Origin of the sequence: Devosia sp. Leaf64, from assembly GCF_001421945.1 — a bacterium.
GTDB lineage: Bacteria > Pseudomonadota > Alphaproteobacteria > Rhizobiales > Devosiaceae > Devosia.
Window position 1 is genome coordinate 1 of record NZ_LMLO01000005.1, and the last position, 19176, is coordinate 19176.

The window sequence follows — 19176 nt, forward strand, 5'->3', positions numbered from 1 at the left end:
AAAAACACATCCCTCTCTACGATAATCATAACAAAAGCCCCGGTTCGAAAGAACCGGGGCTTTGCTGTTTCTAATGCGATGAAACCGGAAGCACAGCGATGAACGCTGATTTTTCAGCCCAATGCGACAAGTGCTTTGCTCTATGCTGCACTGCGCTCGCCTTCTCTCGTGGCTCTCAATTCGCTCACGATAAGGCCGCCGGCCAACCCTGCCATAACCTAGATGCCGCCTTTCGCTGCACCATTCACGCGCGTCGAGAAGAGCTTGGTTATGAGGGGTGTGAGGCATTCGACTGCCTCGGTGCCGGTCAGCGAGCCTCGGCCATCTTTGCTGGTGAAAACTGGCGCCGCGATCCCTCGATAGCGCGGCGCCTCTATGCCAGTTTTTCGCTGCTGCTCCGCGTTCAGGAAATGCGCCGGGCACTCGAGACCGCTGCAGACCTCGAAATCGGCAGGACGCTGCACGAGCGACGGCTTGCCCTCCTCGACACGCTGAATGAACAGGGGGAAAGCCTCCGCGAAGACATTTCCGACGAGGCGAGCGCGACGCTCAGAGAGTGCCGCGCCTTCCTCAAGAGCCTCGCGCCGCTGCTTTCGGCCTAGGGCGTGTGGGGATTCCGTGATGCCGGACTGCAAACGGCGATTTTCTGCGCTTCCGGTGCTCACGTACCCGAACGTACGCTCCGCTCCGGTTCTCGAAAACCACCTTTTTCGCCTCGTCCTGACGTAAATCCCCAAACGCCCTAAACCAGCTTGCCGCTATCCAATGCGGCCATGATCCAATCGCGATATTTTTGGTCTTTGCCTGAGATCTCGGGCGTGACCTGGCTCGCCTCCTCCATGAAGAAGCGATAGTCCCGCCCGCGTTCCTGGCCGGCTAAAGTGTGCATATCTTTGGCGACGTCGATGATCTCTGGCGAAAGTTCACCCAATTGCGTGCCGCGTATGGCCCAATTGACCATATCGTCGCTGGTTCGATCCTTTTCGGACCCGGCCAGAACCCGCACGGCATGGGCGGCAAAGAGGAAGCGATCACCCGTTGGCCGATCATAGCGCTTGTGTTGCTGATAGAGCGTCTCGACCAGAACCGGTGCCTCGGGCCTGCCGAGGCCAATATCTTCCACCGCAATGACACAGAGCCGCGACCAGAGCTTTTCTTCCATCTCTGGGCTCGTGCGAAACATCTCCCAGGCAAGCAGCAGCGCATTGTCCACCAATGCACGCCGGATCGACTTTTGCAGCGCTGAAATCACCTCATCGGCCGCAAAGCCGCCTGCCGTGGTCGTGCGCTGCCACGGATCTTCTGGTTGCTTGACGGTGAGGCTCATTTGCCCGCTGCCCAATCGCAAAGCTGGGTCCAGAGACGATTATATCCAGCCCATTCGACGAAAGGCGGCGGGGCCCAATGTGGTCCGCAGTCCGAGGCGAAGGCAACACTGCGGCCCTTGCCGAAGTCTCCGGCGACGATCAGCGGATCATTCCCGACGCTCGCAACGACATCGCCGCCCGTCTTGGCCGCAAAGCGGTTGTAGCCAAGCAGAGCCGGCCACTCGGCCCAAAGCCCCGCGACAATCGCGTGTTCGGACTTCTTAACTTTTGGCACCACGCCCTGCGGCGCCTCTACGCGATCATCGCCGCGCTCGATGATCACTGGCAGTGCTTCTTCGATAGGCGAGCCCGCATATTGCGCCTTGGCGTCGATCCCCTGGAAGGTGAGGTAGCCGCCGACCATGACGAGACCACCGCCCTGCGCCACATAATCGCGCACCGCGGCGAGCCGGTTCGGCAGAACTTTAGAGCGCGCAAACGTATCGGGATGGAGGAGCAGCGTGTTGGCCCCGATATCAGAGAGGAGCACGCAGTCATAGGCGGCAAGCTCTTCGACCGTGAACGGAAAATCCCGTGCTGCGACATGGGCGGGCTGATAGGTCACGTCCCAGCCGCCGGCTTCGAGCGCGGCCTTGAGCCAGCGGACGCCCTCGGCATATTCGGTGGTCGTAAAACTATCGAACCCTTTCTGGTGGATCGAATGCACCGTCCAGGATTCCCCAGCGATCAGAATGCGTTTGCTCATGGCATGGCCTCATGTTGGCGCGGGGCAGGGGTTTGCCGCCCGCGTAAAAAAATTCAGGCTGGGTCGGCGTGCTGCTGCGGCGGCGCGACGGAATTACGGATGACGAGCTCGACCGGCAGCCGCGTTTCGTCAGGCGGCGGCGTCCCTTCGAGCAGAGCGAGCAAATGTTTGACTGCCAGTTCGCCCATGGCGCCGACCGGTTGGCGAATGGTGGTCAGTGGCGGATCGACGAGTGCGGCGAAAGCCATGTCGTCGAAGCCGACGAGGCTGATGTCATTGGGGATGGAGAGCCCAAGCGCGCGCACGGTCTGGATGACGCCGATGGCGATATAGTCGGAACAGGCCAAGATGGCTGTCGGCGGCGATGGCGCTTCGAGCAAAACCGAGGCGGCCGCCGCGCCATAGTTGCGGCTATAATCGCCGAGAAGGACCCAGCCGGGACGGATCGAAAAACCGGCTTCGTCCATGGCGCGGTTATAACCGGCGAGGCGTTCGTTGACGCTCATCAGCCGATGCGGCCCGCCGATCAGCGCGATATCGCGATGCCCATGCTCGATGAGGTGCCGTGTCGCCAGATATGCTCCCTCGGCATTATCGACGAAAACGCGGGGCAGATTGACGCCTTCGATATCTTCGTCGAGCACGACGACATTGGTGCGTCCGGCCAAGAGCGCGGCCAGCGTGCCGTCATCGACGCGATTGGTCATCATGATGAGGCCATCGACATGGCTATCGGCCATGCGCCGTATGGCTTTCACTTCCGCGTCCGAGTGGCCTTGTGTGGAAGTGATATAGACCGAATAGCCGCTGGCATGCGCCTGGCGCTCGACGGCCGCCGCAAGCTCGGCAAAGAATGGGTTGGCGATATCGGGGGTGACGAGCGCAATGGCTTCGGATTTCCCGGTCGAGAGCCGCCGCGCCAGGAGGTTGGGGCGATAATCGAGCTTGGCGATTGCTGCATCGATGCGGTCCCGCGTCGCCTGCGGCAGGTCGATGCGATTGTTGAGATAGCGCGAGACGGCAGTCGGGGAAACGCCGGCTTCGGCCGCGACGTCACTCAGGGTTGGCATGGTGCCTCCGCGCTTTGAGACGGCATCCGAGTCACACCGCCCATCCCATAACCATAACCGGCGTATCCGGCACGATGCGGGAGAGCAGTTCGCGGGTGCTTGCGGTATAGTCGACAGCGCCGCCGCGGACGGTGCCGAGGCTGGCGCCCACAATGTCGGTGTAGCCGTAGCCATGCGCGAGAAGATCGACGAGCGCCGATTGCACCGGATGGATGGTCGGGTTGAACGCGACGCTTTCAATGGCCGTGCCGGTGACCGCGGCGCCATCGCGCAGATGCAGCGTCAGGGCGCCGGGGCATTTGCTATAGGGCGAATGGCTGCGCCGTCCCGCCGTGAGCAAAGTCTTGGCGGCGGGGGAGACGCTATCTTCCTCAAAGCGCAGATTGGACCAGAGTTCGCGCCCGGGCACGGCGCCGCGTTCGCCGAGATAGGCGGGGTCGAACGGCCAGGGATAAAGTTGCGCGAGGGTCAGCGTGTGGCCGAGCGGGTCGATCAATTCCAGCCGGTCGCTGGCGGCATATTCGGCAAGGCACTGTCGGCAATGGGCGCAGGGATGGGCTTCGCCGATGGCGATCACGCCGATATTGGTGCCCCGGCTCATGGCGCGGGTGAAAACAAAACCCTCGCCATGGAGCGTATAGCCGAGATGCGTCGTCGGGAATTCGACATTGCCGCCGAGGATGAGATTGCCCGTCTCGGTTTCGAGGCCCACAGCGCCGACGTGAAAATTGGAAATAAGCGGCTTTGCCATTTCTCGCGCCGCCAGATCGAGCAGCAGGCACATGAGATCGCGCTCGGACTGCAGTCCAAAGCGGCCAACGAGTTCGCTGACCACTGAAGCCGGAATGACCCCGCCTATATTGTCCTGCGGCTGCGATTTTGCAGGCGCGATTGCCGCAAGGATGGCATCGGCAATCGCCGCCTTTTCGGTTTCGCCGATCTTGCCAAGCCGCGCGGGGACAGCCGAGTCAGCGGCAAAAGGATTGACGCTCATCGGGTTTTTGCCGAGAAATTGTGCACAAGTCCTGTGCGGCGCAGGCTTGTGCAAATTGGGTGCGATAGCATTTGACAATCCCCTCGAAACCATCGTTAGATCGGCTATGTAAAGCGCTTTACCAACGATAGGTCAAATGGGTTCTACACTCCTCCGCAATGCGACCGTCCTGACTGTGGATGATGCCAACACCGTCTATGCTGGTGGTTGGGTCGCATTTGTCGATGGTCGGATCAGTGGCGTCGGATCTGCGGATTTGTGTCCGAGCCCGGATGATTTCGACGTGGTTCAGGATCTCTCAGGGCATCTGGTCATGCCCGGCCTCGTCAATGCGCATACTCATTCGGCCATGGTGCTGTTTCGCGGTCGGTCTGAAGGTCAAAGCCTTCTCACCATGGAGGGCTGGTACAATTCCATCCGGGAGCCGGAGCTGTCGCTGGTCTCGTCCGATATCGGTCCGGCCGTTGCGCTCTCCTGCGCCGAGATGGCGCTGAGCGGTACGACGACGTTTTGCGATCAATATTTCTTCGCCGAGGAAATCGCCGCCGCCGTCAAGGATGCCGGGCTCCGCGCTGTCATCGCCTATGGCATTGTGCAATTGGGCGACAAGGAGCGTGGCGAGGAAGAACTTGCCAAGGCGACGGACTTTCTCCGCCAGCAGCGTTCGTCCGACGGTCGGGTCATTCCCTGGTTCGGCCCGCATGCGCCCTATGTCGATAATACCGAGGATCTGCTCCTTGCCGAAGTTGCCGTCGCCAACGAATTCGGTGTCGGCTTGCATCTCCATATGGCGTGTGGCCCCGAAGACAATGAAGAGACCGAGCGGCGCTATGGCACGACGGCGGCGGTTGCTCTCGAAAAGCTCGGCTTTTTCAATGGCCGCATCCACGCAGCGCATTGCCTTGATCTGAGCCCCGAGGACATCGCGGTTTTTGCCCGCGCGCCTCACGCGTCCATTTCCCACAATGCGACGGCCGGGCTTCGTTCCGGCCGCGAGGGCATTTGCCCGGTGGTCGATCTCAAGGCAGCGGGCGTCACTGTTGCTCTCGGCACCGACAATGTCGCGGCCAACAATGGCTATGACATGATCAACGAGATGCGGGTCGCGGGGCTCGTCGCCTCACACCGCGAAAGGACGGCGCAGCCGATCTCCAGCGCCCAGCTCGTGCGCATGGCCACCATCGAGGGCGCCAAGGCGCTGGGGCTCGACCATGAGATCGGTTCGCTCGAAGTCGGCAAGGCGGCCGATATCATCGCGATCGATATTTCTGGTGCAGGCTATTCCGAGACCCCTGACATCGAGACGCTGCTGGTCTATTCCGGAAGTGGACGGGATGTGCGCCATGTCTTTGTCGCCGGCGAGCAGCTGGTGCAAGATCGGCAGCTCCTGCGTCGGCCCTTGTCTGAGATCAGGGCCGAGTACTCAAACACCTATAGGGATTTCTGGGACCGCGTCGCAGCGGCTCGGAAAGTGGCATAATGGCAAGAAAACTCATTCTCGATACCGATGGCGGCGTCGACGACGCGCAGGCCCTGATGATGCTGATCGCCAATGGCAAGACGCCGGACGCGATCACCACCGTCTTCGGCAATGTCGGTCTCGATGCGGCAACGCGCAATATTCTCACCGTGCTCGAAGTTGCGGGCAAAGGCTCGGTGCCGGTCCATAAGGGTGCCGATCGTCCGCTGACCCAGCCGGTGATCGACGCGAAATATATCCACGGCGAAGACGGTCTCGGCGGCGCCCCGCGCCCCGCAAAGATTCCGGAAGTCGCCAGCACCGATGGCGTCGGCTATCTCGTTGAAACCTTCCGCGCCGCCGCCAAGGCCGGCGAAAGGGTCGATATCCTGATGATCGGCCCGCTGACCAATATGGCGCTCGCCCTTCGCTTGGCGCCCGATATCGTTCCCGGCATCGGCCAGCTCACCATCATGGGCGCTACCGTCTATGGCCGTGGCAACACCACGCCGGCTGCCGAATTCAATATCTATGCCGATCCCGAAGCCGCCGCGATCGTCTTTGGTGCAGATGTCGAAACACTCGTCGCGCCTTGGGAGCCCTGCGTCACCCATTTCATGACCGGTGATGAAGTCGAAGCGCTCCTTGCCGAAATTCCGGACAGCCCGGAAAAGACTTTTTCCGCCGCGCTTGTCGACCATGCGCGCAAGACCACTGTCGGCTATGGCGGGCCCGATCATTTCCGCTTCGTCGATCCGCTGGCCATTGCCGCTGTTATCGAGCCGGAGCTTGTGACCAAGACCATTCGTGCTTCCGTCGATGTGGCGCTTGCGCCGGGCATCGCGCGCGGCATGACCCTGGTCGATCCTTCAGGCCGCCTCGGCACGCCGATGGTGACCTTAATCGAGGAAGCAAAGGTCGATCGCCTCGTGGCGCTCTACCGCGCGTCCGTTGCCTACCGCGCCACCGCCTGACCCAAGCCTTAAGGGAGCTTCGTCAATGTCCAACCCAACCTTTACCCGCCGCGCCTTTGCCGGCCTCCTTGCCGCCGGTCTCATGACCTCGGTTTCGGCCGGCGCGGTTTTCGCCCAGGAATACACCAAGGAAAACCCGCTCAAGGTTGCCCTCGTTGTCCACGGCAATCTCGGCGACAAGAGCTTCTTTGACTCCGCCGCGGCGGGTCTGGATCGGGCCGAGGCGGAGCTCCCGGTCGATGTCACCGTCATCGAAGCAGGCAATGATCGTGGCCGCTGGCAGCCGGCCCTCGCGGACGCCACCGACCAGGGCTATGACGTCGTCATCGCCGGCACCTGGGAAATGACCGGCTTCATGGCCGAGCTGGCGCCGGACTATCCGGAAACCAAGTTCATCGTTTTCGATGATGCGCCTGATTTCACCGCCGGAAATCTCGGCAATATGCTTGCCATCAATTATCGCGTGTCGACCGCCGCGTATCTGGCCGGCTATGCCGCCGCCAAGATTTCGACCACCGGCAAGCTCGGCGAAATCCTCGGTGTCGAAGGCGCGACCATCCTCGAATTCGCCCTCGGCTTCGAGCAGGGCGCCAAGGCCGCCAATCCGGATGTACAGGTGACCCGCGCTGTCGCTGGTTCCTTCACCGATCCGGCCAAGGGCAAGGAACTGGCGCTCGCCCAGTTCGCCCAAGGCGTTGACGTGGTCTTCCCGATTGCGGGCGGCACCGGCATCGGCGCGCTCCAGGCAGCCCGCGACGAGGGCAAGCTTGCCGTCGGCGTCGATAGCGACCAGGCCGAAATCTTCGCCCCGACCGATCCGGCCCAGGCCGATGTGATCTTCACCTCGGTCGAAAAGAAGGTTGGCGATTCCCTCTTTACCGCTCTGCAGCAGACCCTTGATGGCACCGCGCCCTATGGCACCAACCTGATCCTCGGCCTTGCCGATGGCGCCGTCGGCATTGCCAAGAACAGCTATTATGAAAAGCTCGTTCCGGCCGAAGTCCGCGCCGAAGTCGATGCCGAGGAAGCCAAGATCATCTCTGGCGAAATCACCGTCGAAAGCGCCATGAAGTAAGCGTTCCGGCCCCGCCTGTCCCTCAGGCGGGGCTTTTTCTATTCCAGCGAGGAGACGCCATGGCGCCGCTGCTCGAAGCCATTTCCATCGGCAAGACTTATCCCGGCGGCACCGTCGCTAACGACGGCGTCAATCTTACTATCGCGGCAGGCGAAGTCCATGCCGTCGTCGGCGAGAACGGGGCCGGTAAGTCGACGCTGATGAAGATCCTTTTCGGCATCGAACAGCCCGATCGCGGCGAACTGCGCCTCGATGGCAAACCCGTATCCTTCGCCAATCCGCGCGAAGCCATCGACAATGGCATCGGCATGGTGTTCCAGCACTTTTCGCTGGTCCCCTCTTTTTCCGTTTATGAAAACGTCGTGCTCGGCTCCGAGCCGCGCAATGGCGTCAAGTTCGACCGCCAAAAGGCGATCGAAGAGGTGCGCGCGCTTTCCGAAAAATTCCGCCTCGCGGTCGATCCCCTGCCGCCGGTTGGCCAACTCCCTGTCGGCCAGCAGCAGCGGGTGGAGATTCTCAAGGCGCTTTATCGGAACGCGCGCATCCTCATTCTCGACGAGCCGACCGCCGTCCTTGCGCCGCAGGAAGTCGAAGAGCTGTTCGTTGCGGTCCGCGCCCTCGTCGCGCAAGGCCGTACGGTCATCTTCATCGCTCACAAACTGCCTGAAGTCCTCGCCATTTCCGATCGCATCACCGTCATGCGCGCCGGCAAGACCGTCGGCTCGGTTAACGCCAAGGAAGTCACCGAGCAAAGCCTTGCCACCATGATGGTCGGCCGCGAAATCGCGCTGCGCATCGATCGCGCCAAGGGCCGCGGCGATCTCGCCTGCGAAGTCAAAGCGCTCAAACTCACCGCCGAAAGCGGCGCGCCGATCGCAGAAGACCTCAACCTAAAAGTGCATCAGGGCGAAATCCTCGGCCTTGTCGGGGTCGAGGGCAATGGTCAGGCGGAACTCCTCGAAGCCATAGCCGGCCTCCGCCCGATTGCCGATGGCGTCGTTTATCTCAATGGCGACAGGCTCAACCCGCTCTCGACGCTCGAGCGGCGCGAGCGCGGCCTTGCCAGCATCCCTGAAGACCGTATCGCGCGGGGCCTTGCGACCGGCGCCACCATCGCCGAAAATCTCGTCGCCACCCGCCTTGCCGACAAGCGCTATGTCCGCAATGGCCTCCTCGATTTGAAGGCCATCAAGGCCCAGGCCTTAAAACTGATCGAGCGCTATTCCATCCGCGCCGGCGGTCCCGGTTATCCCGTCGGCACGCTTTCGGGCGGCAATATGCAAAAGGTCGTCGTCGCCCGCGAACTCTCCGAGCAACCAAAACTCCTGCTGGTCAATCAGCCGACCCGCGGCGTCGATCTTGGCGCCACCCAGTTCATCTGGAAGTCCCTCACTGAAGCGCGCGATGGCGGCGCCGCGGTGCTTTTGAGCTCTGCCGATCTCTCCGAACTCCTCGCGCTCTCCGATCGCCTCGTCGTCTTTTATCGCGGCAAGATCGTCGCGGCCTTCGTCAATTCCGATGACCTCACCGCCGAAACGCTGGGCACCTATATGCTCGGCCTGTCGCGCCAGGATCCCGAAACCATGCGGGCAGCCCTCCAATGAGCCAGAACTCTCCTTCCCGCTGGGCCATGATTGGCCGCGAAACCGGTCGCGCCCTCACCGCCGTCGTCATTGCGCTGATCGTTGCCCTCGTCGTCATCCTTCTTACCTCGGCCGATCCCGGCGCCGCCTTCCAGACGCTGCTTACAGCGCCGCTTTCGTCCAACCGCACCATGGGGCTCTGGATCGACGACGTCGCCAAACTGTCGCTGACCGGCCTTGCCTTCAGCCTCGTCTTCCAGGCCCGGCAATTCTCCATGGGCGTGCAGGGCCAGGTCTATATGGGCGGGCTCTTTGCCGCGCTCATCGCCATGTCGCCCATCGGCGCGACGCCCCTTGCTATTCCCGTCGCCATGCTGGCCGCCATGTGCGCAGGCGCCGTCTATGGCTTCATCCCCGGCTATGCCAAGGCGCGCTTCGGCGCGAGCGAAATCGTCTCCTCGCTCATGCTCAATTACATCGCCATTCTCATCGTCAATTACCTCATCCGCGCCCATCTAGCCCCGCAAGGCACGGGCCAGTTGGCGACGGCGAAATTCCCCGATACCGCGATCTATCCCGCCATTCTCCCCGGCACGCGCTTCGATCTCGGCATCCTCGTCGCGCTTGTGGCCACCTTCGTCGTCTGGTTCCTGCTCTACCGCACCAATTGGGGCCTCAAACTGCGCCTCGTGGGGCACAATCCGAAATTTTCCGAATATTCCGGAATCCGCTCGAGCTTCATCATGGTCTCGGCCATGACCGTCGCCGGCGCCTTTGGTGGCCTTTTGGGCTCGGTCTTCGTCCAGGGCCGCGCCTTCGGCAATCTGGCGCAGAATTTTGACGGCAATCTCGCCTTCGAAGGCATTCTCATTGCCATCGTCGCCCGCTCGCGGCCGCTCGCCGTGCCCTTCGTGGCGCTGGCCTATGGCTATCTCCGTCAGGGCGCCCAGCTTATGGGCATCCGCACCGATGTGCCGACCGAAATGATCTCGGTGGTTCAGGCCATCATCATCCTTCTCGTTGCCTCGTCCTTCTCGCTGCCCGGCAAGAAATTCTTTGCCAATCTCCTCGGTCGCAAGACGACACCAGCCGCCGCACCGGAGGCCGCGAAATGATCGAACTCCTGATGACGGTCTTTTCCGCGACCTTCTTCGTCACTGTTATCCGCACCACGACGCCACTGCTGTTCGCGACCCTCGGCGGGCTCATTTCCGATCTCTCCGGCGCGCTCAATGTCGCGCTTGAAGGCATGATGCTGATCTCGGCGCTCACCGCCGTCATCGTCTCGGTCTATGCGCCCTGGTATGTCGCCGTGCTCTCCGGCATTTGCGCGGGCGGTCTTCTCGGCGCGCTCATGGCCTTCTTCCATCTGCGCTTGAAAGCCGACATCATCCTCGTCGGCTTCGCCGTCAATATTCTGGCGACCGGCGGCACCGTCTTCGCGCTCTCGCAAGCCACTGGCGGGGACAAGGGCACGTCCATTAATTTGCAGTCCAAAGCCGTTCCCGCGGTCAATCTCTCCTTTCTCGATGCGATTCCCGTCATCGGGCCGACCCTCCACAGCCTGCTCTCGGGCCATTCGATCCTCTCCTGGCTCGCGCTCTTCATGGTCTTTTCGGTCTGGTATTTCCTCTACCGTACGCCCTATGGCCTCTGGCTGCGCGGCGTCGGCGAATATCCGGCGGCCCCAGAAGCGGCGGGGATCAACGTCACCAAGGTGCGGGCTTGGAGCCTTGTTGCCTCGGGCGCTCTTGCCGGCATCGGCGGCGCGCAATTGGCCATGTTCAACTATATCGGCTTTACCCGCGACATGACGGCCGGCCGCGGCTTCATCGCCCTCGGCGCGGTGCTGCTTGGCGCCCGCCATCCGGTCGGGGCAATGCTCGCCGCGCTCCTTTTCGGCATTTTCGAAGCGCTGGCGGTGGTCATGCCCAATCTCTTCAATTGGATCCCCGGCGAAATGATCCAGACTATCCCCTTCGTGGTGACGGTCCTCGCCCTTATCCTCTTCAGCTATCGCGCCCAGCGCGCCCGCCAGATGCGGACCCTGACCAAGATATGACCCTCCCCGACGACCTCATCCTCTCGGCGACCGATGAGGTCGCCATCCGGCAGCATCTGCTGCTGGTGTCCCTGGGCAAAAAGGCGGCCGATCTTGCCGTGGAAGTTGGTCGTCTCCTCGCCGTCCATGCCAATGAATGGATGGACAATCAGGAGATCATCATCGCCGGCCGCCGCATCGCCTATGTCGGCCCCGTGGGTTCCTATCGTGGCGAGGTCGCCAAGCGCGTTTCCTATCCCGACCTCTCCGCCGTCCCCGGCTTCGGCGAAGTCCATAAGCACATCGAATCCACGCACATCACGCCCGATTTCGAGGCTGAGCTCGTCCTGCCGCGCGGCAATACCTGGACCTGCGAAGCGAGCCACGAATTCGCCAACGTCAACGGCCCCAAAAACATCGAATTCTGGGAAAAGGCCCGTCGCGCCGGCTCGCCTTTAAAAGTGTTCATCCAGCCAGGGTCTGCCGTGCCGCCCACGCCATGGGAACAGTCGGGCGGCTATTTTGGCTATGATGAGCAGAAAGAGTTCCTGTCGGAAAACCTCTCGGTCACGAGCCTCGACGAAGTCATGGATTGGCCCTCGGTCTGGGACCCGACCAATCCGGGCTACGCGCGCATGTGGGGCATGATCCGCGCTACCTTTGAAATGCGCGGCGTCGTTGAGGGCCACGGCAATGGCCTTACCGATCTCCACGACATTTCCGCCTTCGCCGCTGCCGGCCTCTCCTCCGATCACGAAGTCTGGGCGTTGGAAGAAACCTGGGATCGGCTGGTGCGCGGGCTATTCACCGAGCTTCGTCCCTTCTCTTATGATGCCATAATTCCCGGCCTTCTCGAAAAGGGCCTCAAGGACTGGTCGAACATCGCCTTCACGACCGATGATCGCAGCGCCAGCGATACGCTCAGGGATGGCGCCACCGACCACAATGTCCGCCACGCCATCCACTATGGTCTCTCCCCCGAAATCGCCATCCAGTGTGCCACCATCAATCCGGCGCGCCATATGCGCATCGATCAATGGGTCGGCTCGATCACGCCGGGACGCTATGCCGACATAGTGCTTTTGCGCGACGTCCCCTCGATCGACATCGCCCATGTCTATGCCGATGGACGGCTTGTGTCCGAGGGCCAGACTTATACCGGACTCAAGACCCGGATCGACTGGCCCGATTGGGCCTCGGGCTCCGTCAATATCGGCCGTACGCTGACCGCCGCCGACTTCGCTATCCAGGCCGAACCCGGCCGCACCACCATGCAGGCGGCGATCTCCCGTCCCTTTGCCTGGAACGAGGATTTTGCCGTCGAGACCCTCCCGGTCGAGAACGGCGAAGTGCAGCGCGATCCGGCAAAACTCATCACCAAGTGGTCGATGATTGATCGGTATCGCGGGGACGGCGCCGTGGCGTCCATGTTCTGGACCGGCGTTGGCCCCGCCGACCCGGACACCGCCCTTTGCTGCTCGGTCGCCCACGATAGCCACAATATCTGGTGCATCGGCTCGTCCGACACCGCCATGGCTAAGGCTGTCAATCGCCTCGCCGAAATCGATGGTGGCTATGTCCTCGTTCATCGCGGCGAAGTCGTTGCCGAACTGCGCCTCGAAATCGCCGGTCTCATGACCGCGCGCCCGGCCGAAGCGTTCGATGCGGATATGAAAGCCTTCCTCGCTCGCGCGGACGAAGTCGACTGGGTCTATGCCCCCGCCGCCATGAACCGCTGGAAACCCGGTTTCCCGGAATTCCTGATCTTTGCCACGCTCACCTGCTCGCCCTGGCGCTGGGTGCTCGTCGCCCCATCCGCGCTTTGCCCCGAGGGCTTTGTGAATGTACAAACGGGCGAGACACACAAGATCGTTTGGTAGTCATGGACATTTCGGGCGCTGGGATAGTTGGCACCTTCTTTCACGCGCCGACGCGCGAAAAGCTGGAGGTGCTGGAAAATGTGCTGATCCGCGTCGATGGCGCGGGCACCATCACCGATATTCACCCGGCCGGCGATTCCATGCGGACCCTCGTCGAGGCCGAGCTTGGCGATCGGCTCTATCGTCTGCCCGATGGCCATTATGGCCTCCCTGGTCTCGTCGATCTACATATCCACGCGCCGCAATATCCCCAGCTTGGCCTCGCGCTCGATGAGCCGCTCGAAGTCTGGCTGCAGAAATATACGTTCCCGCTCGAAGCCAGATATGCCGATCTCGACTTCGCCCGCGAGCGCTATGCGGTCCTCGTCAGCGATCTCCTCGCCACCGGCACGACGACGGCCCTCTACTTCGCGACCCAGCACGAAGCCGCGACAAAGCTCCTCGCCGATATCTGCATCGAAAAAGGCCAGCGCGCCCTTGTCGGTAAGGTGGTGATGGACGACCCCGCCGCCTGTCCCGAAAATTACCGCGACGAGAGCGCTGAAACCGCGGTGGCCGAAACCCGTGCCGTCATCGAGCATATCAGCAATCACCTCGATAACGGGGCAGGGCGCGTGCTCCCGGTGATCACGCCGCGCTTCATTCCCTCGTGTACCGATGAAGCCCTGGAGGGCCTTGGTGCACTGGCGGAAGAATGCGGCTGCCACGTCCAAACTCATTGCTCGGAAAGCGACTGGGCCCATGGCCATGTGCTCGAGCGCTACGGCAAAACCGACGCGGCTGCCCTCGACGCCTTTGGCCTTCTGACGCGCAAAAGCGTTTTGGCCCATTCAAACTTCCTCACCGACGAGGATATGGACCGCCTCGCCAGTCGCGGCGCCGCGGTGGCCCATTGCGCCCTCTCCAATATTTACTTCGCCAATTCCGTCTTCCCGCTCTGGCACGCCCTCGAAAAAGGCGTCCATGTCGGCCTTGGCACTGATATTTCCGGCGGCCCCTCCGCTTCGATGTTCCAAGCAGTGCGCGTGACGGTCCAATCCTCCCGCATGCTCGCCGAAGGCACCGATCCCTCGCTTCCGGCAAACGAGCGCGGCCGTCCCAACTCCGCCATCGACCTCATCACTGCCTTCCATCTCGCCACAGCTGGCGGTGGCATCGCGCTCGATCTCCCCATCGGCCTCATCGCCCCCGGCTACCGCTTCGATGCCCTCGCTATCGACACCACTGCCCATACCGGCGCCATCCGCCTCTTTGGCGAAACCGACCCCAATGCCATCTTCCAAAAACTGATCTATGGGGCCACTCGCCCTAATATCGCGAAAGTGTGGGTCGACGGCCTCGATCGCACCCCTTGATGCCTGAGCCGTCTCATGTCCATGATGGCAAAGGCGATTTGCGGAACGGGTGCCATGGCGACGATGGAGTTCAAGGTTGTGACGGCCAGCTACGATGCTGCCGCCCAGCTCCTCTCCTATACGGCGACGGGCCTCCGCGACGGGCTCCATTTCACCGTGTCCTCGCGCGTCAAATGTTTGAAAGATCCATCGACCAAGGAGCGGCTCCACATGGTCGTCCTCCTTGCCCTCACCGATCATTTCAAGCGCCCCAGTCCCTCGGGACACCGCTGGTAGGGCTTGCACCCGAGCCCGGCTTGGGAATAATCCCCAGCGACAGGTGAGGACCATGGCAGCGCGACAGGATAATTCTGCGACCCGGCTCGACGACGCTGCCCGCGCCGGCTGGCTCTACTATGTCGCGGGCAATACCCAGGAAGAGATCGCGGCCAAGATGGGCATTTCGCGCCAGACGGCGCAGCGTCTCGTCTCGCTCTCGGTCAGCGAGGGCCTGATCAAAGTGCGCCTCGACCACCCCATCGGCCGCTGCCTCGACCTCGCCCAGCGCCTCACCGACCGCTTCGGCCTTGTCCAGTGCGAAGTCGTGCCGTCTGATCCGGCGTCGGGGTCGACCACCATTGGTGTTGCCGAAGCCGGCGCCGCCGAGATCGAGCGCTATCTCAAGAGCACCGACCCCATCGTCATGGCCATCGGCACCGGCCGTACCCTCAAAGCCGCCATCGAGCAGCTCCAGCCCATGGATTGCCAGCACCATAAGGTCGTCTCGCTCACCGGCAATATCGCCCCCGATGGCTCCGCCGCCTTCTACAACGTGATTTTCAACGTTGCCGATACGGTGAAAGCCCGATCCTTCCCCATGCCCCTGCCGGTCATCGCGTCCTCGGCCAAGGAGCGGCAACTCCTCCACACCCAGGCGATGATCGAAGCGACGCTGACCCTTGCCGCACAGGCCCAGATCACTTTTGTCGGCGTCGGCCATCTCGGCCCCGACGCGCCGCTGCTCCTCGATGGTTTCATCACCGAAGTCGAGCACGCCGAACTTCTAAAGGCCGGCGCTGTTGGCGAAATCTGCGGCTGGACCTTTGATGCCGCGGGCGAATTGATCGCCGGCCTCACCAATGATCGCGTTGCCTCCGCGCCCATCCCCAAGGGCCCCGTCATCGCCCTCGCCATGGGCCGCAGCAAAGCCGCCTCCATCCGCGCCGCCCTCAAAAGCGGCCTCGCCAATGGCGTCATCACCGACGAAACGACGGCGGCACTTCTCCTCCAGTAAGTGAAAATCCCAAAGAGCAAAAATACCCCGCTTGACACTTTCGCTCAGCTGGTGAACATTTGCTCAAGATGAGAGCAAAAACTCGCTCCGTCCTTGGGAGGATATCTATGAAACTCACACCCCTTTTCGCGGGCGCACTTCTGCTTGCTTTGGCTGGCTCGGCTTCGGCGCAGACCCTGACGATCGCGACGGTGAACAATGGCGACATGATCCGCATGCAGGGTCTTTCGGGCGCCTTCACCGAAGAAACCGGCATCGAACTCAATTGGGTGGTGCTCGAAGAAAATACGCTCCGCCAGAACGTCACGACCGACATTGCCACCAATGGCGGCCAATACGACATCATGACCATCGGCACCTACGAAGCCCCGATCTGGGCCAAGCAGGGCTGGCTGAAGCCGCTCGATGCACTCTCTGCCGATGCCGAATATGATGTCGACGATCTCCTCCCCGCCATCCGCGGTGGCCTCTCTCTCGATGGCAAGCTTTATGCCGCCCCGTTCTATGGCGAGAGCTCCTTCATCATGTATCGCAAGGACCTGATGGAAAAAGCCGGCCTCACCATGCCGGAAGCCCCGACCTGGGAATTCATCGGCGAAGCCGCCCGCGCCATGACCGATCGCGCCAATGACATCAACGGCATCTGCCTTCGCGGCAAGGCCGGCTGGGGCGAGAACATGGCCTTCCTCACTGCCATGTCCAATTCCTTCGGCGCGCGCTGGTTCGACGAAAACTGGAAGCCCCAGTTTGATCAGCCCGAATGGAAATCGACGCTCGATACCTATCTCTCGCTGATGGCCGACGCAGGTCCCGCCGGCGCATCCTCCAACGGTTTCAATGAAAACCTGACCCTCTTCCAGCAGGGCAAGTGCGGCATGTGGATCGACGCTACCGTCGCCGCATCCTTTGTCACCAACCCGACCGACTCGACCGTTGCCGATCAGGTCGGTTTCGCCCAGGCGCCGGACAATGGCCTTGGCAAGCGCGGCAACTGGCTCTGGGCCTGGTCCCTCGCCATTCCGGCCTCCTCGCAAAATGCCGAAGCGGCCGAGAAATTCATCAATTGGGCAACCGATAAGGACTATCTCGCGCTCGTCGCTGAAAAGGATGGCTGGGCCAACGTGCCTCCGGGCACGCGTACCTCGCTCTATGAAAATGCCGACTATCAGGCCGCTGCGCCATTCGCCGCGATGACCCTGGCCTCGATCAACTCGGCCGATCCGACCAATCCGACGGTCAAGCCCGTGCCCTATACCGGTGTCCAGTTCGTCGCGATCCCTGAATTTGCGGGCATCGGCACCAATGTCGGCCAACTCTTCTCCGCCGCTCTCGCCGGCCAGATGAGCGCCGACGACGCCCTGGCCCAGGCTCAGGAAGCCACCACCCGCGACATGACCCGCGCTGGTTACATCAAGTAGAATCCTCCCGACTGCCGCCTGGCCGATCGATCCCTCTTTTGGCCAGGCGGGTTTCTCTCCACCCACTGCGTCATTCCCGCGAAAGCGGGAATCTCGGGAGCGGAGCACGGTGAAGAAGGGATTCCCGCATTCGCGGGAATGACGCCGCGATACTTGAAAGAGCTGGATCGCGCCGGGAGAAAGTCACAAAAGAATGGCCACCAAACAAACCCGCGCCTTGGCGCGCACCATGATGGCGCCGGCCGTTATCGTGCTCTTCATCTGGATGATCGTGCCACTGGTCATGACCCTGTGGTTCTCGTTCCAGAACTATAGCCTCATCAATCCGATGATGACGGGCTTCGCCGGCTGGGCCAATTACGTCTATGTCATCGGCGACCCCAGCTTCACCCAGTCCCTTATCAACACGCTCCTCCTCGTCGGCGGCGTGCTCCTGATCACCGTTATCGGCGGCACTTTTCTCGCGCTGCTGCTCGATCAGCCGATCTGGGGGCAGGGGATTTTACGCATCATCGTCATCTCCCCCTTTTTCGTCATGCCGCCGGTTGCCGCGCTGATCTGGAAAAACGGCTTCATGCATCCGGGCTACGGAATGCTCGGGCATCTCTGGAAATTCTTCGGCCTGCAGCCGGTCGATTGGTTCAACCAATATCCGCTGTTTTCGGTCATCGTCATCGTCGCCTGGCAGTGGTTGCCTTTTGCGACCCTGATCCTCCTCACCGCTCTGCAATCCCTCTCGGAAGAACAGCGGGAAGCCTCTGAAATGGATGGCGCCAACGCCGTCAACCGCTTCCGCTACATCATCCTGCCGCACATGGCGCGGGCGATCACCATCGTGATCCTGATTCAGACGATCTTCCTTCTGGGCATCTTCGCCGAAATCCGCGTCACCACTGGCGGTGGCCCCGGCTATGCCTCGACCAATATCGCCTTCCTCGTCTTCCGCACCGGCATCCTCAGCAATGACATCGGCGCCGGTTCCGCCGGCGGCGTCGTCGCCGTCATCATCGCCAACGTGGTCGCCATCTTCCTGATGCGCGCCGTTGGCAAAAACCTCGACGCTTAGGGAGAACGAAAATATGGCCCGCCGCGTCTCCGTTCAAACCCGCATCGGCTTCACCGTCCTCGCCTGGTTGATCGCGCTTCTGCTGTTCTCGCCCATCCTCTGGACGCTCCTTACCGCCTTCAAGACCGAAGCCGAAGCCATCGCCTCTCGGCCGACCTTCTTCCCGCAGAACTTCACGCTCGAAAATTTCGGCGCGGTGCAGGAGCGGTCGGATTATTTCAAGCACGCGATCAATTCGATCCTCGTGTCCTTCGGCTCGACCATTCTGGGCCTCATCATCGGCATTCCCGCTGCCTGGTCCATGGCTTTCGCGCCATCCAAGCGCACCAAGGACATCCTGATGTGGATGCTCTCCACCAAGATGATGCCCGCCGTTGGCGTGCTGATCCCGATCTACCTGATTTTCCGCGACCTGCGCCTCTTAGACACGGTCCATGGTCTCACCCTGATCATGACGCTGATCAACCTGCCGATCATCATCTGGATGCTCTACACCTACTTCAAGGAAATCCCGGTCGACATCCTCGAGGCCGCCCGCATGGATGGCGCCGAACTCTGGAACGAGATCACCCACGTCCTCGTCCCCATGGCCGTGCCCGGCATCGCCTCGACGCTGCTGCTCAACGTCATCCTCGCCTGGAACGAAGCCTTCTGGACCATCACGCTGACCTCGGGCCGCGCGGGCACGCTCACCGCCTTCATCTCCTCCTTCTCCTCGCCGCAAGGCCTCTTCCTCGCCAAACTCTCCGCCGCCTCGCTCCTCGCCATCGCCCCAATCCTGCTCGTCGGCTGGTTCAGCCAGAAACAGCTGGTGCGTGGTTTGACCTTTGGGGCGGTGAAATGAGGCGGTCTCATTCAGAGGCGAAGCCTCACCTCTCCCTAGGGGGAGAGGTCGCCCCTCTTGGGGCGGGTGAG

General features: G+C 61.8%; 18 protein-coding genes. 14 read left to right on the top strand and 4 right to left on the bottom strand.

All coding sequences use genetic code 11. The features are described from left to right. Positions 1–98 precede the first annotated feature (98 nt). Entirely contained in the window at positions 99–602 is a 504-nt protein-coding gene (locus ASE94_RS02625; protein ID WP_061909744.1) for a hypothetical protein, read from the top strand. Between the two features lie 140 nt (positions 603–742). Here ASE94_RS02625 and ASE94_RS02630 read toward each other — a convergent pair whose 3' ends face one another. Genes ASE94_RS02630 through ASE94_RS02645 form a run of 4 tightly spaced genes read right to left on the bottom strand, consistent with a single transcriptional unit; the run spans position 743 to position 4137 of the window. Further along, positions 743–1327 (bottom strand): AAA family ATPase, encoded by a 585-nt coding sequence (locus tag ASE94_RS02630; RefSeq protein ID WP_061909742.1) that lies wholly within the window; start codon positions 1325–1327, stop codon positions 743–745. Beyond that, complete coding sequence (locus tag ASE94_RS02635) at positions 1324–2073, bottom strand: glutamine amidotransferase (RefSeq protein ID WP_061909740.1); 750 nt, start codon at positions 2071–2073, stop codon at positions 1324–1326. Before ASE94_RS02635 ends, ASE94_RS02630 begins: the two co-directional genes overlap by 4 nt. Before the next feature lie 53 nt (positions 2074–2126). Further along, positions 2127–3143 (bottom strand): LacI family DNA-binding transcriptional regulator, encoded by a 1017-nt coding sequence (locus tag ASE94_RS02640; protein ID WP_061909738.1) that lies wholly within the window; start codon positions 3141–3143, stop codon positions 2127–2129. Between the two features lie 31 nt (positions 3144–3174). Continuing rightward, complete coding sequence (locus ASE94_RS02645; RefSeq protein WP_062629101.1) at positions 3175–4137, bottom strand: cytidine deaminase; 963 nt, start codon at positions 4135–4137, stop codon at positions 3175–3177. Positions 4138–4273: 136 nt separating this feature from the next. Here ASE94_RS02645 and ASE94_RS02650 point away from each other — a divergent pair, with 136 nt between their 5' ends. The 13 genes from ASE94_RS02650 (at position 4274) to ASE94_RS02710 (ending at position 19105) form a co-directional block, all read left to right on the top strand. After that, complete coding sequence (locus tag ASE94_RS02650) at positions 4274–5617, top strand: amidohydrolase (protein ID WP_062629102.1); 1344 nt, start codon at positions 4274–4276, stop codon at positions 5615–5617. Then, positions 5617–6570 (top strand): nucleoside hydrolase, encoded by a 954-nt coding sequence (locus tag ASE94_RS02655; RefSeq protein WP_062629103.1) that lies wholly within the window; start codon positions 5617–5619, stop codon positions 6568–6570. The genes ASE94_RS02650 and ASE94_RS02655 overlap by 1 nt, the downstream gene beginning before the upstream one ends. Before the next feature lie 25 nt (positions 6571–6595). Beyond that, the gene (locus ASE94_RS02660) at positions 6596–7645 is read left to right on the top strand and encodes a BMP family ABC transporter substrate-binding protein (RefSeq protein WP_200913570.1); all 1050 of its coding nucleotides are present in this window, start codon (positions 6596–6598) and stop codon (positions 7643–7645) included. Between the two features lie 59 nt (positions 7646–7704). After that, positions 7705–9249: an ABC transporter ATP-binding protein gene (locus ASE94_RS02665; RefSeq protein ID WP_062629104.1), complete on the top strand. Its 1545-nt coding sequence runs from the start codon at positions 7705–7707 to the stop codon at positions 9247–9249. After that, entirely contained in the window at positions 9246–10343 is a 1098-nt protein-coding gene (locus ASE94_RS02670; protein WP_200913572.1) for an ABC transporter permease, read from the top strand. Before ASE94_RS02665 ends, ASE94_RS02670 begins: the two co-directional genes overlap by 4 nt. Beyond that, the gene (locus tag ASE94_RS02675) at positions 10340–11290 is read left to right on the top strand and encodes an ABC transporter permease (protein WP_062629106.1); all 951 of its coding nucleotides are present in this window, start codon (positions 10340–10342) and stop codon (positions 11288–11290) included. The genes ASE94_RS02670 and ASE94_RS02675 overlap by 4 nt, the downstream gene beginning before the upstream one ends. Continuing rightward, positions 11287–13149 carry an adenine deaminase C-terminal domain-containing protein gene (locus ASE94_RS02680; protein ID WP_062629107.1) on the top strand — a complete coding sequence of 621 codons (1863 nt, stop codon included), beginning with the start codon at positions 11287–11289 and terminating at the stop codon, positions 13147–13149. The genes ASE94_RS02675 and ASE94_RS02680 overlap by 4 nt, the downstream gene beginning before the upstream one ends. 2 nt (positions 13150–13151) lie before the next feature. Beyond that, positions 13152–14504 (top strand): guanine deaminase, encoded by a 1353-nt coding sequence (gene guaD, locus ASE94_RS02685; protein WP_062629108.1) that lies wholly within the window; start codon positions 13152–13154, stop codon positions 14502–14504. 15 nt (positions 14505–14519) lie between these two features. Further along, positions 14520–14780: a hypothetical protein gene (locus tag ASE94_RS02690; RefSeq protein WP_062629109.1), complete on the top strand. Its 261-nt coding sequence runs from the start codon at positions 14520–14522 to the stop codon at positions 14778–14780. A 52-nt stretch (positions 14781–14832) separates the two neighbouring features. After that, the gene (locus ASE94_RS02695; RefSeq protein ID WP_062629110.1) at positions 14833–15777 is read left to right on the top strand and encodes a sugar-binding transcriptional regulator; all 945 of its coding nucleotides are present in this window, start codon (positions 14833–14835) and stop codon (positions 15775–15777) included. A 107-nt stretch (positions 15778–15884) separates the two neighbouring features. Continuing rightward, positions 15885–17195, top strand: coding sequence for a sugar ABC transporter substrate-binding protein (locus ASE94_RS02700; protein ID WP_062629111.1), 1311 nt, complete (start codon positions 15885–15887; stop codon positions 17193–17195). 193 nt (positions 17196–17388) lie between these two features. Beyond that, entirely contained in the window at positions 17389–18261 is an 873-nt protein-coding gene (locus tag ASE94_RS02705) for a sugar ABC transporter permease (RefSeq protein WP_061909718.1), read from the top strand. Positions 18262–18274: 13 nt separating this feature from the next. Next, positions 18275–19105, top strand: coding sequence for a carbohydrate ABC transporter permease (locus ASE94_RS02710; RefSeq protein WP_062629112.1), 831 nt, complete (start codon positions 18275–18277; stop codon positions 19103–19105). Positions 19106–19176 lie beyond the last annotated feature (71 nt).